Annotated in this window: 14 protein-coding genes; 11 read left to right on the forward strand and 3 right to left on the reverse strand. The window is 66.5% G+C overall.

Annotated features, from left to right (window positions below; genetic code table 11):
• Positions 1-10: 10 nt before the first annotated feature.
• Genes ASC92_RS07070 through ASC92_RS07080 form a run of 3 tightly spaced genes read left to right on the forward strand, consistent with a single transcriptional unit; the run spans position 11 to position 2,491 of the window.
• Entirely contained in the window at positions 11-721 is a 711-nt protein-coding gene (locus ASC92_RS07070) for an amino acid ABC transporter permease (RefSeq protein WP_056512402.1), read from the forward strand.
• A complete protein-coding gene (locus ASC92_RS07075; RefSeq protein WP_056512406.1) occupies positions 718-1,461 on the forward strand; it encodes an amino acid ABC transporter ATP-binding protein in 744 nt (247 codons plus the stop codon). The genes ASC92_RS07070 and ASC92_RS07075 overlap by 4 nt, the downstream gene beginning before the upstream one ends.
• Positions 1,462-1,477: 16 nt before the next feature.
• Positions 1,478-2,491, forward strand: coding sequence for an isopenicillin N synthase family dioxygenase (locus tag ASC92_RS07080; RefSeq protein ID WP_056512832.1), 1,014 nt, complete (start codon positions 1,478-1,480; stop codon positions 2,489-2,491).
• 10 nt (positions 2,492-2,501) lie between these two features.
• Here ASC92_RS07080 and ASC92_RS07085 read toward each other — a convergent pair whose 3' ends face one another.
• Positions 2,502-3,191 carry an HAD family hydrolase gene (locus ASC92_RS07085; protein ID WP_056512408.1) on the reverse strand — a complete coding sequence of 230 codons (690 nt, stop codon included), beginning with the start codon at positions 3,189-3,191 and terminating at the stop codon, positions 2,502-2,504.
• A gap of 62 nt (positions 3,192-3,253) precedes the next feature.
• Entirely contained in the window at positions 3,254-4,594 is a 1,341-nt protein-coding gene (locus ASC92_RS07090) for an MFS transporter (protein ID WP_056512411.1), read from the reverse strand.
• Between the two features lie 178 nt (positions 4,595-4,772).
• Between ASC92_RS07090 and cyoA the strand changes: the two genes are divergently transcribed.
• The 8 genes from cyoA to trhA are packed head-to-tail and all read left to right on the forward strand — an operon-like array spanning position 4,773 to position 12,293.
• Complete coding sequence (cyoA, locus tag ASC92_RS07095; RefSeq protein WP_056512416.1) at positions 4,773-5,801, forward strand: ubiquinol oxidase subunit II; 1,029 nt, start codon at positions 4,773-4,775, stop codon at positions 5,799-5,801.
• Position 5,802: 1 nt separating this feature from the next.
• Positions 5,803-7,806, forward strand: coding sequence for a cytochrome o ubiquinol oxidase subunit I (gene cyoB, locus ASC92_RS07100; protein WP_056512419.1), 2,004 nt, complete (start codon positions 5,803-5,805; stop codon positions 7,804-7,806).
• Positions 7,799-8,461, forward strand: coding sequence for a cytochrome o ubiquinol oxidase subunit III (gene cyoC / locus ASC92_RS07105; protein ID WP_007839254.1), 663 nt, complete (start codon positions 7,799-7,801; stop codon positions 8,459-8,461). Before cyoB ends, cyoC begins: the two co-directional genes overlap by 8 nt.
• Complete coding sequence (gene cyoD, locus ASC92_RS07110; RefSeq protein ID WP_056512422.1) at positions 8,458-8,868, forward strand: cytochrome o ubiquinol oxidase subunit IV; 411 nt, start codon at positions 8,458-8,460, stop codon at positions 8,866-8,868. Before cyoC ends, cyoD begins: the two co-directional genes overlap by 4 nt.
• Positions 8,868-9,662: an SURF1 family protein gene (locus ASC92_RS07115; RefSeq protein WP_056512424.1), complete on the forward strand. Its 795-nt coding sequence runs from the start codon at positions 8,868-8,870 to the stop codon at positions 9,660-9,662. Before cyoD ends, ASC92_RS07115 begins: the two co-directional genes overlap by 1 nt.
• Complete coding sequence (locus ASC92_RS07120; protein WP_056512834.1) at positions 9,646-11,043, forward strand: ATP-binding protein; 1,398 nt, start codon at positions 9,646-9,648, stop codon at positions 11,041-11,043. Before ASC92_RS07115 ends, ASC92_RS07120 begins: the two co-directional genes overlap by 17 nt.
• Positions 11,024-11,569: a response regulator transcription factor gene (locus tag ASC92_RS07125; RefSeq protein ID WP_056512428.1), complete on the forward strand. Its 546-nt coding sequence runs from the start codon at positions 11,024-11,026 to the stop codon at positions 11,567-11,569. Before ASC92_RS07120 ends, ASC92_RS07125 begins: the two co-directional genes overlap by 20 nt.
• A gap of 37 nt (positions 11,570-11,606) precedes the next feature.
• Positions 11,607-12,293 carry a PAQR family membrane homeostasis protein TrhA gene (trhA, locus tag ASC92_RS07130; RefSeq protein WP_056512432.1) on the forward strand — a complete coding sequence of 229 codons (687 nt, stop codon included), beginning with the start codon at positions 11,607-11,609 and terminating at the stop codon, positions 12,291-12,293.
• A gap of 6 nt (positions 12,294-12,299) precedes the next feature.
• Here trhA and ASC92_RS07135 read toward each other — a convergent pair whose 3' ends face one another.
• Entirely contained in the window at positions 12,300-12,524 is a 225-nt protein-coding gene (locus ASC92_RS07135) for a SlyX family protein (protein ID WP_056512436.1), read from the reverse strand.
• Positions 12,525-12,554 lie beyond the last annotated feature (30 nt).

A 12,554-nucleotide genomic window follows, 5' to 3' on the forward strand; every position in this document is an offset into this window, starting at 1 on the left:
CGGTGCGCTGATGCTCCAGATCATCAACGACTACTGGGTCTACTTCCTCATCGGGCAGTACCCCAACGGCCCGCTCGGCGGGCTGGTGCTCACGCTGCTGCTGGCCTCCTGCGGGCTCGTGCTCGCGCTGCCATTGGGCATCGTGCTCGGCCTCGCGCGCATCAGCCCGTGGCGCTGGCTGCGCTGGCCGGTCACGGGCTTCGTGTTCGTGGTGCGCGGCCTGCCGCTCTTGATGGTGATCTTCTGGGCCTACTTCTTCCTTCCGAGCGTCACGGGCGTGAAGACCGACCAGTTCACCACCATGCTGATCGCGCTGGTGATATTCGACGCCGCCTACCTCGCGGAGATCGTGCGCGCCGGCATCCAGGGCCTGCCACGCGGGCAGATGGAAACCGCCCGCGCGCTGGGCCTGGGCTACGGCCGCGCGATGCGCCTCGTGGTGCTGCCGCAAGCACTGCGCAGCATGCTGCCCTCGTTGGTGAACCAGTTCGTCTCGACCATCAAGGAGACCTCGCTGGGCTACATCATCGGGCTGGCCGAGGTGTCGTTCATCGCGACGCAGATCAACACGCAGGTGTTCACCAAGCCCGCGCAGATCTACCTCATATTGGGCGGCACGTATTTCATTCTCTGCTTCGGCCTGTCGCGCTTCGCCTACTGGCTGGAACGCCGGCTCGCGCGCCGCGGCATGTCCACCGTTGCACCCAAGGTATCCGCATGATCGAACTCGAAAAAGTCAACAAATGGTACGGCAGCTACCACGCGCTGGTCGACATCACCGAGACCATCCACAAGGGCGAAGTCGTCGTGGTGTGCGGGCCCTCGGGCTCGGGCAAGTCGACGCTGATCCGCACCTTCAACCGGCTGGAGCCGATCCAGTCGGGCCGCATCGTGGTGGACGGCCAGGACATCCATGCGAGCGGCCTCGACGTGAACGCCTTCCGCTCGCGCATCGGCTTCGTGTTCCAGCAGTTCAACCTGTTCCCGCATCTCACCGTGCTGCAGAACTGCACGATGGCGCCGATGCAGCTGCGCGGGCTCACGCGCAGGGAGGCCGAGGAGCGCGCGATGGCGCTGCTGCAGCGCGTGGGCCTGTCGAACAAGGCCAACGCGTGGCCCAGCGAACTGTCGGGCGGCCAGCAGCAGCGCGTGGCGATCGCGCGCGCACTCGCGATGCAGCCGCCGCTGATGCTGTTCGACGAGCCCACCAGCGCACTCGACCCCGAGATGGTCGGCGAGGTGCTGCTGGTGATGCGCGACCTCACGCGCGACGGCATGACGATGGTCTGCGTGACGCACGAGATGGGCTTCGCGCGCGAGGTGGCCGACCGCGTGCTGTTCATGGACGAGGGCAAGGTGCTGGAGCGCGCCACGCCCGACGACTTCTTCAACCGGCCGCAGCATCCACGCGCGCAGCAGTTTCTTTCGGACATCCGCTCGCCGTTCGCGCGGGACGCGTGACATGCTTTCGACGATCATGAGCACATCCGAATCCCTCCTCTCGCTGCCCGTGATCGATGTCGCGCCCCTCGTGGCCGGTGCGCCCGAACGCGATGGCGTGGCCGCGCAGATCGGCGCCGCCTGCCGCGCGCACGGCTTCTTCTATGCCATGGGCCACGGCGTCGACGCCGCGCTGGTGCAGCGGCTCGAAGACCTGAGCCACCGCTTCTTCGACCTGCCTGAAGAAGCCAAGATGCAGTGGCGCATGGCCCTGGGCGGGCGCGCCTGGCGCGGCTTCTTCCCACTGGGCGGCGAGCTGACCTCGGGCCGGCCCGACTGGAAGGAAGGCCTCTACCTTGGCACCGAATTGCCGGCTACGCACCCGCTGGTGCAGGCGAAGACGCCGGTGCACGGGCCCAATCTGTTTCCCGACGTGCCGGGCTTTCGCGAGGCCATCCTCGACTACATGGCCGCCGTTACGCAACTGGGCCACCGCCTGATGGAAGGCATCGCGCTGAGCCTCGGCCTGCCGGCAAGCTACTTCGCGCAACGCTACACGGCCGACCCGCTGATCCTGTTCCGCCTCTTCAACTACCCCTCGCAGCCAGTGCCCGAAGGCCTCGACGTGCAATGGGGCGTGGGCGAGCACACCGACTACGGGCTGCTCACCATCCTGCACCAGGACGACGTGGGCGGCCTCGCCGTGCACACGCCGGGCGGCTGGATCGACGCGCCGCCAATTCCCGGCCCGTTCGTCTGCAACATCGGCGACATGCTCGACCGCATGACCGGCGGGCTCTACAAGTCGACGCCGCACCGCGTGAAGCGCAACACCTCGGGTCGCGACCGGCTGTCGTTCCCGCTGTTCTTCGATCCGAATTTCGAGGCCCGCGTGCAGCGCATCGAAGGGCTAGCAGGTGCCGAGGCGCGAGACGACAGCGCCGAGCGCTGGGACCGCGCCAATGTGCACGCCTTCAATGGCCGCTACGGCGACTACCTGCTCGCGAAGGTGTCGAAGGTGTTCCCGCAGCTGCGCGACGAAGTGCTCTGAACAGGCCCGGTCACACGGGCTGCTGCTTTTCCGTCGTCGAAGGAAACCAGCGCGGCAAATGTACCAACGCGTCGTGCAGCGAGCCGAGTATGTGGAATGCCCGCTCGACGATGGATTCGGGCGGGTGCTTGAGATCGGGCACCACCACCACGCGCATGCCCGCGGCCAGCGCAGCCTTGGCGCCGTTCTCGCTGTCCTCGAAGGCGATGCAGTCCGCCGGGTCCACGCCCAGCCGCGCGGCCGCGAGCAGGTAGAGCGCCGGATCGGGCTTGGCGCGCACCACCTCGTCGCCGCCCGCGAAGGCCTCGAAGTGATGGAGCACGTCGAGGCTGCCGAGGCAGGCCTGGATCTGCCCGCTGGTGGACGACGAGGCCACGGCGCAGCGCGTGCCGCGCTCGCGCAGCGCCGTCAGGAACTCGGCTGCGCCGGGCTTGATGGGAAACAGCGGCGTGCCGTCGGAGCGCGCCAGCTGCAGGCGCTGGCGCACATGTGCAATGGCATGGCGGTAGGCGTCGGTGCCGCCCAGCAGCGATGCGAGGATCAACTCGGACTCGGCGGTGGCCAGCCCCACGACCTGCAGGTACTGGCTGCGCGAAAGCTCGATGTCGAACGTGCGGGCAGCCTCGATCCAGGCGGCCATGATGGGACGCTCCGAATCGATCAGCAGCCCGTCCATGTCGAAAATCGCGGCGGCGAACATCGGGTCATCCTAATGAAAAGGGGCCGAAACGGCCCCTTCGGAAGAAACGGCTGCGCTGCCGGTCAGTCGCGCGCCAGCGCCCGGTTCAGCCCCAGCGCGGCCAGCGTGGCGATGGCGCCCGACAGCAGGTAGACGCTGACGTAGGCCAGGCCGAAGTGGGCCGACAAGCCGAGGGCGACCAGCGGCGCGAACGCCGCACCGATCAGCCAGGCCAGGTCGGCCGTCAGGGCCGCGCCGACGTAGCGGTACTTGGGCGCGAAGTTCGAGGTCACGGCGCCAGCGGCCTGTCCGTAAGACAGACCCAGGATCACGAAGCCCACCAGGATGAAGATGTCCTGGCCGACACGGCCGCCGTCGAGCAGCGTGGGGGCGAAGCCGCTGAAGGCCGCGATCACGGCGGCCAGGCCGCCCAGCGTGAAGCGGCGGCCGATGCGGTCGGCCAGCAGGCCCGAGGCCACGATACCGGCGGCGCCAAGCACCGCACCGATCATCTGCACCACCAGGAATTCGGTGACCGACTGGTCGGAGTACAGCGTGATCCACGACAGCGGGAACACGGTGATCAGGTGGAACAGCGCATAGCTGGCCAGCGCTGCGAAGGCGCCGATCAACAGGTTGGCACCCTGCGAGCCGACCAGCTCGGTCACGCTGGTGGGCTCCAGTTCGCGCTCTTCGAGCAGGCGCGAGTATTCGTCGGTGGCCACCAGGCGCAGGCGGGCGAACAGCGCCACCACGTTGATGGCGAAGGCCACGTAGAAGGTGTAACGCCAGCCCCAGTCGAGGAAGTCCTCGGACGGCAGGCTCGAATACAGGTAGGCGAACAGCGCACTGGCAATGAAAAAGCCGATGGGCGCGCCCAGCTGGCCCAGCATGGCATACCAGCCGCGGCGGTTGGCCGGTGCGTTCAGCGCCAGCAGCGACGGCAGGCCGTCCCACGAACCGCCGAGCGCCAGGCCCTGGCCGAAGCGAAACACCGACAGCAGCACGATGGCCGTGAAACCGAGGCTCGCGTAGCCCGGCAGGAAGGCAATGCCTGCGGTCGACGTGCCGAGCACGAAAAGTGCCAGCGTGAGCTTGGCCTCTCGCCCGAATCGTCGCTGGATGATCATCGAGATGACCGTTCCGAACGGGCGCGCGATGAAGGCGAAGGAAAAGATCAGGAACGAGTACAGAACACCTTCGAGGTGTTGCTCGAAGGGGAAGAAAACCGCCGGAAACACCAGCACCGAGGCGATGCCGTAGACAAAAAAGTCGAAATATTCGGAGGCGCGGCCGATGATCACGCCGACCGCGATTTCGCCGGGGGCGATGTGCGAGTGGTCGTCGCCACCTTGCCGGGCGCCACGTTCGGGCGAATGCGGCAGCGGGTGGTCACCTTGCGTGCTGATGCTGGACGTCGTCATTGCTTGCTGTAATTCAGGTGCCGCGCCTGGACGCGACACATAAGACCATGGAGAACCTAGAGCGTCGCACCGAAACACATTTACCGCCATAGGACAAAACGTCCAATAGGCGAAACCCGTCTTCGAGCGTAGATTGTGGGGTCTTTTTGCGTCGCCCCTGCACCTCTTTTCCCCCGGCATGCACATCCTCAAGAACCTTCGCCGATCACTCCTGCTGCTTTCCGCCATGCTCCTGGCGGGCTGCAACACGGTGCTGATGAACCCCTCCGGCGACATCGCCAATCAGCAGGGACGCCTCATCGTCGTCTCCACCGTGCTGATGCTGATCATCATCATCCCGGTGATCGCCCTGACCATCTTCTTTGCCTGGCGCTACCGCCAGTCGAACAAGGAGGCCACCTACAGCCCCGACTGGGACCACTCGACCCAGCTCGAGCTGGCGATCTGGGCGGCGCCGCTGCTCATCATCATCGCGCTGGGCGCCATCACCTGGATCAGCACCCACACGCTCGACCCCTACCAGCCGCTGCGCCGCCTCGACGCGCAACGCGCAATCCCGGCCGAAGCCAAGCCGCTGGTGGTCGAAGTGGTGGCGCTCGACTGGAAGTGGCTCTTCATCTACCCCGAGCAGGGCATCGCCACGGTGAACGAGCTGGCCGCCCCGGTGGACCGCCCGATCAGCTTCAAGATCACGGCCTCCTCGGTCATGAACTCCTTCTTCATCCCCGCGCTGGCCGGCCAGATCTACGCCATGCCGGGCATGGAAACCAAGCTGCACGCAGTGATCAACAAGCCGGGCGAGTTCGAAGGTTTCTCCGCCAACTACAGCGGCGCCGGCTTCTCGGGCATGCGCTTCAAGTTCCACGGCCTGAGCAACGGCGACTTCGACCAGTGGGTGCAGAAGGTCAAGGCCGGCAAGGACGGCGAACTCACGCGCGAGCTCTACCAGAAGAAGCTCGAAGTGCCGAGCGAGCGCGAGCCCGTGCGCCACTACGCCTCGGTGGACCCCGCGCTGTACGACGCCATCCTCAACCTGTGCGTCGACCGCGGCAAGATGTGCATGAAGGAAATGATGGCCATCGACGCCGACGGCGGCCTGGGCAAGCCCGGCGCCTTCAACGTCGCCACCAAGCAGGCCTGGCAGGCCGACTCCCTCGATTCGCCCAAGCGCAAGTACGTCACCGCGATGTGCACCACCGAAGAATAAGATGTTGCAGAACCTTGACCTGACGAAGCTCGTCTTCGGCCGCCTCACCTGGGAGGCGATTCCCTTCCACGAACCCATCCTGCTCGCAACCTTCGCGGGCGTGGTGCTGGGCGGCATCGCCGTGCTGGGCGCACTGACCTACTTCAAGCTGTGGGGCATGCTGTGGCGCGACTGGATCACCAGCATCGACCACAAGAAGATCGGCATCATGTACATCATCCTGGGCCTGGTGATGCTGCTGCGCGGCTTCGCCGACGCGCTGATGATGCGGGCCCAGCAGGCAATGGCCTTCGGCGACAACGCCGGCTTCCTGCCGCCGCATCACTACGACCAGGTCTTCACTGCCCACGGCGTGATCATGATCTTCTTCGTGGCGATGCCGCTGGTCACGGGCCTGATGAACTTCGTGGTGCCGCTGCAGATCGGCGCGCGCGACGTGGCCTTCCCGTTCCTGAACAACTTCAGCTTCTGGATGACCACCTTCGGCGCCGGCCTCGTGATGGCCTCGCTGTTCGTCGGCGAGTTCGCCAAGACCGGCTGGCTGGCCTACCCGCCGCTGTCGGGCATTCTGTTCAGCCCCGACGTGGGGGTCGACTACTACATCTGGTCATTGCAGATAGCGGGGGTCGGAACCTTGCTATCCGGGGTGAACCTGCTGGCCACCATCGTGAAGATGCGTGCGCCCGGCATGACGATGATGAAGATGCCCGTCTTCACCTGGACCGCCCTGTGCACCAACGTGCTGATCGTCGCCGCCTTCCCGGTGCTGACCGCCGTGCTGGCCCTGCTGTCGCTCGACCGCTACGTCGGCACCAACTTCTTCACGAACGACCTCGGCGGCAACGCCATGATGTACGTGAACCTGATCTGGATCTGGGGCCACCCCGAGGTGTACATCCTGATCCTGCCGGCCTTCGGCATCTTCTCGGAAGTGGTTTCCACCTTCTCGGGCAAGCGCCTGTTCGGCTACGCCTCGATGGTGTACGCGACGGTCGTGATCACGATCCTGTCGTACCTCGTGTGGCTGCACCACTTCTTCACCATGGGCTCCGGCGCCAGCGTGAACTCGTTCTTCGGCATCACGACGATGATCATCTCGATCCCGACGGGCGCGAAGATCTTCAACTGGCTCTTCACCATGTACCGCGGCCGCATCCGTTTCGAGCTGCCCATGATGTGGACCATCGGCTTCATGATCACCTTCGTGATCGGCGGCATGACCGGCGTGCTGCTGGCGGTGCCCCCGGCCGACTTCGTGCTGCACAACAGCCTGTTCCTGATCGCCCACTTCCACAACGTGATCATCGGCGGCGTGCTGTTCGGCATGCTGGCGGGCATCACCTACTGGTTCCCGAAGGCCTTCGGCTACAAGCTCGACCCGTTCTGGGGCAAGTGCTCGTTCTGGTTCTGGATCGTCGGCTTCTGGATGGCCTTCATGCCGCTGTACATCCTGGGCCTGATGGGCGTCACGCGCCGCATGAACCACTTCCAGGACATGTCGCTGCAGATCTGGTTCCAGGTCGCCGCCTTCGGCGCCGTGCTGATCGCGCTGGGCATCGGCTCGTTCATCATCCAGCTGGTGGTGAGCTACATCCGCCGCGAGTCGCTGCGCGACACCACGGGCGATCCGTGGAACGGCCGCACGCTGGAGTGGTCGACCTCGTCGCCGCCGCCTGCCTACAACTTCGCGTTCACGCCGCGCATCCATGACAACGACGCCTGGTCCGACATGAAGGCCCGCGGCTACGAGCGTCCGCTGGAAGGCTTCAGCCCGATCCACATGCCCAAGAACACGGCCGCCGGCTTCGTCATCGCCGCGCTGGCGGCGGTGTGCGGCTTCGCGCTGATCTGGCAGATGTGGCTCGTGGCCGGCATCGGCTTCTTCTCCATGCTCGCCGCCGTGATCATCCATACCTTCAATTACAAGCGCGACTACCACATCCCCGCGGATGAAGTCGTTCGCACCGAAGACGCGCGCACGCGCCTGCTGGCCGCCCATGTCTAACAGTACCGCCCTCCCCTCCAGCCACGCGAACACCGTGGGCAACGCCTCGAGCGTGCCCACCTTCGAGGTGTTCAACGTCCGCAACGAAGACCACCACCCCGAGAACGGCACGCTGCTGGGCTTCTGGCTCTACCTGATGAGCGACTGCCTGGTCTTCGCCTGCCTGTTCGCGGTGTACGGCGTGCTGGGCCGCAGCTACGCGGCCGGCCCCTCGGGCGCCGACCTGTTCGACCTGCCGCTGGTGGCGATCAACACCTCGCTGCTGCTGTTCTCGTCCATCACCTACGGCTTCGCCGTGCTCCAGATGCAGCAGCGCCGCATGGGCGGCGTGCTGGTCTGGCTGGCCATCACCGGCCTGCTGGGCGCGGGCTTCATCGGCCTGGAGCTGTACGAGTTCGCGCACCTGATCCACGAAGGCGCGGGCCCGCAGCGCAGCGCATTCCTGTCGTCGTTCTTCGCGCTGGTGGGCACCCACGGCCTGCACGTGACCTTCGGCATCGTCTGGCTCATCGTGCTGATGATCCAGCTGCCCAAGCACGGCTTCACCGCCGCCAACCGCCGCCGCCTGATGTGCCTGTCGATGTTCTGGCACTTTCTGGACGTGGTCTGGATCGGCGTCTTCACCTTCGTGTACCTGATGGGATCGCTGCAATGAGCGCGCATATCGAAACCGCCGGCCACGGCGCACATGGCCACGACGACCACGGTCACGGTCATGACGACGGCCCGGTGAGCCACAGCACCTTCAAGGGCTACATGACCGGCTTCGTGCTGGCCGTGATCCTCACCGCCATTCCGTTCTGGATCGTGATGGGCAAGGTCTTCGACAAGCCCGGCACCACCGCGCTGGTCATCCTGGCCTTTGCCGTGGTGCAGATCGTGGTGCACATGGTGTACTTCCTGCACATGGACGCCAAGTCCGAAGGCGGCTGGAACATGCTGGCGCTGATCTTCACGCTGGTGCTCGTGGTCATCACGCTGGCCGGTTCGCTGTGGGTCATGTACCACATGAACACCAACATGATGCCGCACTCGATGCACGACATGAAGAACATGCCCTGATGGCGGAGCAGGCCGTCCGCCAGCGTTCCGCTTCCGCGCGGGTGGCGCTGGCGGTCTGCGCCGCCCTTGCCTTCGCCAGCTTCTTCGCGCTCGGCACCTGGCAGGTCGAGCGCAGGGCCTGGAAGCTCGATCTCATCGCCCGCGTCGACCAGCGCGTGCATGCCCCGGCGGCCGCGCCCCCCGGGCGAAACGAATGGCCCACCGTCAACGCGGCCAACGACGAATACCGGCATGTCCGCCTCGCCGGCACCTTCCTCCATGACAAGGAAACGCTGGTGCAGGCCAGCACGAAGCTCGGCGCGGGCTTCTGGGTGCTGACCCCGCTGCGCACGACCGAAGGCACCGTGGTGCTGGTCAATCGCGGCTTCGTGCCGCCCGAGGCGCGCGAGCGTTCGGCCCGCACCGCGCCCGAGCCGCAGGGTGAAACCACCGTCGCCGGCCTGCTGCGCCTGACCGAACCCAAGGGCGGCTTCCTGCGCAAGAACGATCCGCCCGGCGACCGCTGGTTCTCGCGCGACGTGCAGGCCATCGCCGCGACGCGCGGCCTGAACGACGTCGCGCCGTACTTCGTCGATGCCGAGGCGCCCCCCGCGCAGGCCACGGCCAACGCCGACACCCCCGCGTGGCCCGCCGCCGGCCTCACGGTCATCGCCTTCCCCAACAGCCATCTCGTCTATGCCCTGACTTGGTATGGCCTGGCGCTGATGGTGCTGATCGCCGCCTGGTTCGTGCGGCGCGGCGAAAATGCGGCCCATGCCGACACCCGCCCTGCCGAAGATGCCCGCCGCGATTGAGGCGATCGCAGGGGAGCTGCACGCCCCCCGCGCCGGTGTCGCGAGCCTCGACAACGCCACTGGCCATCAGAACATGCAGCAGCTGATCCAGCTGCGCTGGTTCGCCGTGGTCGGGCAAGTGGTCACCATCCTGGTGGTGCACTACGGCTTCGCGATCCGCCTGCCGCTGGACCACATGCTGCAGGTGCTGGCCTGCCTGGCGCTCTTCAACATGGTCAGCCTGCTGCGCTCGCGCAACCACCGGCGCGTGACGAACGGCGAACTGTTCCTCGCGCTGCTGGTCGACGTGGCCACGCTCACGGCGCAGCTCTACCTGAGCGGCGGCGCCACCAACCCCTTCGTGTTTTTGTTCCTGCTGCAGGTGACGCTGGGCGCGGTGCTGCTGAAGCCCTGGTCGACCTGGACCATCGTGGTCATCACCAGCATCTGCTTCGCCGGACTGGCGCTGTTCTCGCGCCCGCTCGCGCTGCCGCTGGACCACAACCGTGGCCTGTGGAGCCCCTACATCCAGGGCATGCTGGTGTGCTTCGCGCTGAACGCGGCGCTGCTCGTGATCTTCATCACCCGCATCAGCCGCAACCTGCGCGCGCGCGACGCGCGGCTGGCCGACCTGCGCCAGCGCGCCTCGGAAGAGGAACACATCGTGCGCATGGGCCTGCTGGCCTCGGGCGCGGCGCACGAGCTGGGCACGCCGCTGGCCACGCTGGCCGTGATCCTCGGCGACTGGCGCCGGCTGCCGCACTTCAGCTCCGACCCCGAGCTGCTGACCGAGGTGGCCGAGATGGAGCTGCAGATCCAGCGCTGCAAGAGCATCGTGAGCGGCATCCTGCTGTCGGCCGGCGAGGCGCGCGGCGAGTCGTCCGAAGAAACCACCGTCAGTACCTTCCTCGACGACCTGATCGAAGAGTGGCGCACCACCCGCCCGGTGGAAGATTTCGAATACGACAACCGCTTCGGCCGCGACCTGCCCATGGTCTCGGACTCGGCGCTCAAGCAGATGATCTGCAACGTGCTCGACAATGCGCTGGAGGCGTCGCCGCACTGGCTGCGCCTCGAAGCGGCGCACGACGCCGGCGCGCTGACGATCACGGTCACCGACGCAGGCCCCGGCTTCCTGCCGGCCATCCTGAAGGAGTTCGGGAAGCCCTACCAGTCGAGCAAGGGTCGCCCTGGCGGCGGGCTGGGGCTGTTCCTGGTCGTCAACGTGGCGCGCACCGTGGGCGGCCGCGTCGCGGCGGCCAACCGGCCCGAGGGCGGCGCCATCGTGAAGATCACGCTACCGCTGGCGGCCATCGTGCTGGAAGAAGAGGAAGCAGAGGACGAAAAAGTCCTCGCCGGCGAGACCATCGAAACGGAAGGCCATGACCGAAACCGGAGCTGAGCGCCAGTTGCTGATCGTCGAGGACGACGACGCCTTCGCGCGCACGCTCGGCCGCTCCTTCGAGCGGCGCGGCTATGCCGTGGCGCTCGCCAGCAACCTCGCAGACGTCGAGGCGCTGCTCGCCACCTCGTCGCCGGGCTACGCGGTGGTCGACCTCAAGCTCAACGGCGAGGCCTCGGGCCTGGCCTGCGTGCAGATGCTGCACCGGCACAACGCCAAGATGCTGATCGTGGTGCTGACGGGCTTCGCCAGCATCGCCACCGCCGTCGAGGCCATCAAGCTCGGCGCCTGCCACTACCTTGCCAAGCCGTCGAACACCGACGACATCGAGGCCGCCTTCGGCCGCGCCGCCGGCACCACCGAGGTCGAGCTGACCAACCGCTCCACCTCGATCAAGACGCTCGAATGGGAGCGCATCCACGAGACGCTGGCCGAAACCGGCTTCAACATCTCGGAGACCGCGCGCCGGCTCGGCATGCACCGGCGCACGCTGGCGCGCAAGCTGGGCAAGCAGCAGGTCAAGTAGCCAGGCAGCCCAACCATCCAACTCGCATGAGGTCCCGATGACAGCCCTTTCCCGGACACAAACTTCGCCACGCACCCCTGCCCTGGCGGCACGCAACCAGACGGCGATGGAAGAGCTCTTCAACGCCCTGAGCCACGGCCTGGGCCTGGCGCTGGCCATTGCCGCGCTGCCCATCCTGGTCTACAGCGCCGTGCAGAACGGACAGGCCGCGGGCGTGGTCGGCGCCTGCCTGTTCGCGGGCACGGCCATCGTGCTGTACCTGATTTCCACGCTGTACCACGCGCTGCCCGTGGGTCGCGCCAAAGCCTGGTTCAACCGGCTGGACCACGCGGCCATCTACCTGTTCATCGCGGGCAGCTACATGCCCTTCGTGTTCGGCGTGCTGCGCGGTCCGCTGGGGTGGACGCTGTTCGGCGCCATCTGCGCGGCGGCCGTGCTGGGCGTGAGCGCCAAGCTGTTCAACCGGCTCCAGCATCCGCTGTGGTCGACCGGGCTCTACGTGGCAATGGGGTGGATGGCGCTGATGGCGGCGGTGCCGCTGTACGAGCGCATGTCACCGGCGGGTCTGGGCTGGCTCGTGGCCGGCGGGCTCTTCTACACGGCTGGGGCCGTGGTCTTCTTGTTCGACAACAAGGTGCGCTTCGCCCATTCGGTGTGGCACCTGTTCGTGCTCGGCGGCAGCACCTGCCACTTCTTCGCCGTGCTCTGGCACTCGCACGGCTGAGCTTCTTCAGTAGTGCGGCGGCAGCTCGTCGCGCGGATTGCGCGACGCGCCGTCCTGCGCCGCGTTCTGGCTCTGCTCGCGGAGCTGCGTGACCTGCAGGATCAGCCGGTCGATCTGCTGCTGCTGGCGGTAGATCGTCATGTTCAGCTGGTCGAGCAGGTCTTCGGCGTAGCTCGACTTGATCTCGAGTTCGGTGACGCGTTCCGCGAGGTCGTTCTGTGGGTTTTCCATGGCGCTATTGGACAGGAAGATACGAAGCCT

Source organism: Variovorax sp. Root411 (assembly GCF_001425205.1).
Taxonomy (GTDB): Bacteria; Pseudomonadota; Gammaproteobacteria; order Burkholderiales; family Burkholderiaceae_C; genus Variovorax.

What these genes read in the sequence shown, in the direction of transcription:
- ASC92_RS07125 (WP_056512428.1), top strand. Translation starts at nt 11,024, where the DNA reads ATGACCGAAACCGGAGCTGAGCGCCAGTTGCTGATCGTCGAGGACGAC.
- cyoB (WP_056512419.1), top strand. Translation starts at nt 5,803, where the DNA reads ATGTTGCAGAACCTTGACCTGACGAAGCTCGTCTTCGGCCGCCTCACC.
- ASC92_RS07080 (WP_056512832.1), top strand. Translation starts at nt 1,478, where the DNA reads ATGAGCACATCCGAATCCCTCCTCTCGCTGCCCGTGATCGATGTCGCG.
- ASC92_RS07120 (WP_056512834.1), top strand. Translation starts at nt 9,646, where the DNA reads ATGCCCGCCGCGATTGAGGCGATCGCAGGGGAGCTGCACGCCCCCCGC.
- cyoC (WP_007839254.1), top strand. Translation starts at nt 7,799, where the DNA reads ATGTCTAACAGTACCGCCCTCCCCTCCAGCCACGCGAACACCGTGGGC.
- cyoA (WP_056512416.1), top strand. Translation starts at nt 4,773, where the DNA reads ATGCACATCCTCAAGAACCTTCGCCGATCACTCCTGCTGCTTTCCGCC.
- trhA (WP_056512432.1), top strand. Translation starts at nt 11,607, where the DNA reads ATGACAGCCCTTTCCCGGACACAAACTTCGCCACGCACCCCTGCCCTG.
- cyoD (WP_056512422.1), top strand. Translation starts at nt 8,458, where the DNA reads ATGAGCGCGCATATCGAAACCGCCGGCCACGGCGCACATGGCCACGAC.
- ASC92_RS07115 (WP_056512424.1), top strand. Translation starts at nt 8,868, where the DNA reads ATGGCGGAGCAGGCCGTCCGCCAGCGTTCCGCTTCCGCGCGGGTGGCG.
- ASC92_RS07070 (WP_056512402.1), top strand. Translation starts at nt 11, where the DNA reads ATGCTCCAGATCATCAACGACTACTGGGTCTACTTCCTCATCGGGCAG.
- ASC92_RS07085 (WP_056512408.1), bottom strand. Translation starts at nt 3,191, where the DNA reads ATGTTCGCCGCCGCGATTTTCGACATGGACGGGCTGCTGATCGATTCG.
- ASC92_RS07090 (WP_056512411.1), bottom strand. Translation starts at nt 4,594, where the DNA reads ATGACGACGTCCAGCATCAGCACGCAAGGTGACCACCCGCTGCCGCAT.
- ASC92_RS07075 (WP_056512406.1), top strand. Translation starts at nt 718, where the DNA reads ATGATCGAACTCGAAAAAGTCAACAAATGGTACGGCAGCTACCACGCG.
- ASC92_RS07135 (WP_056512436.1), bottom strand. Translation starts at nt 12,524, where the DNA reads ATGGAAAACCCACAGAACGACCTCGCGGAACGCGTCACCGAACTCGAG.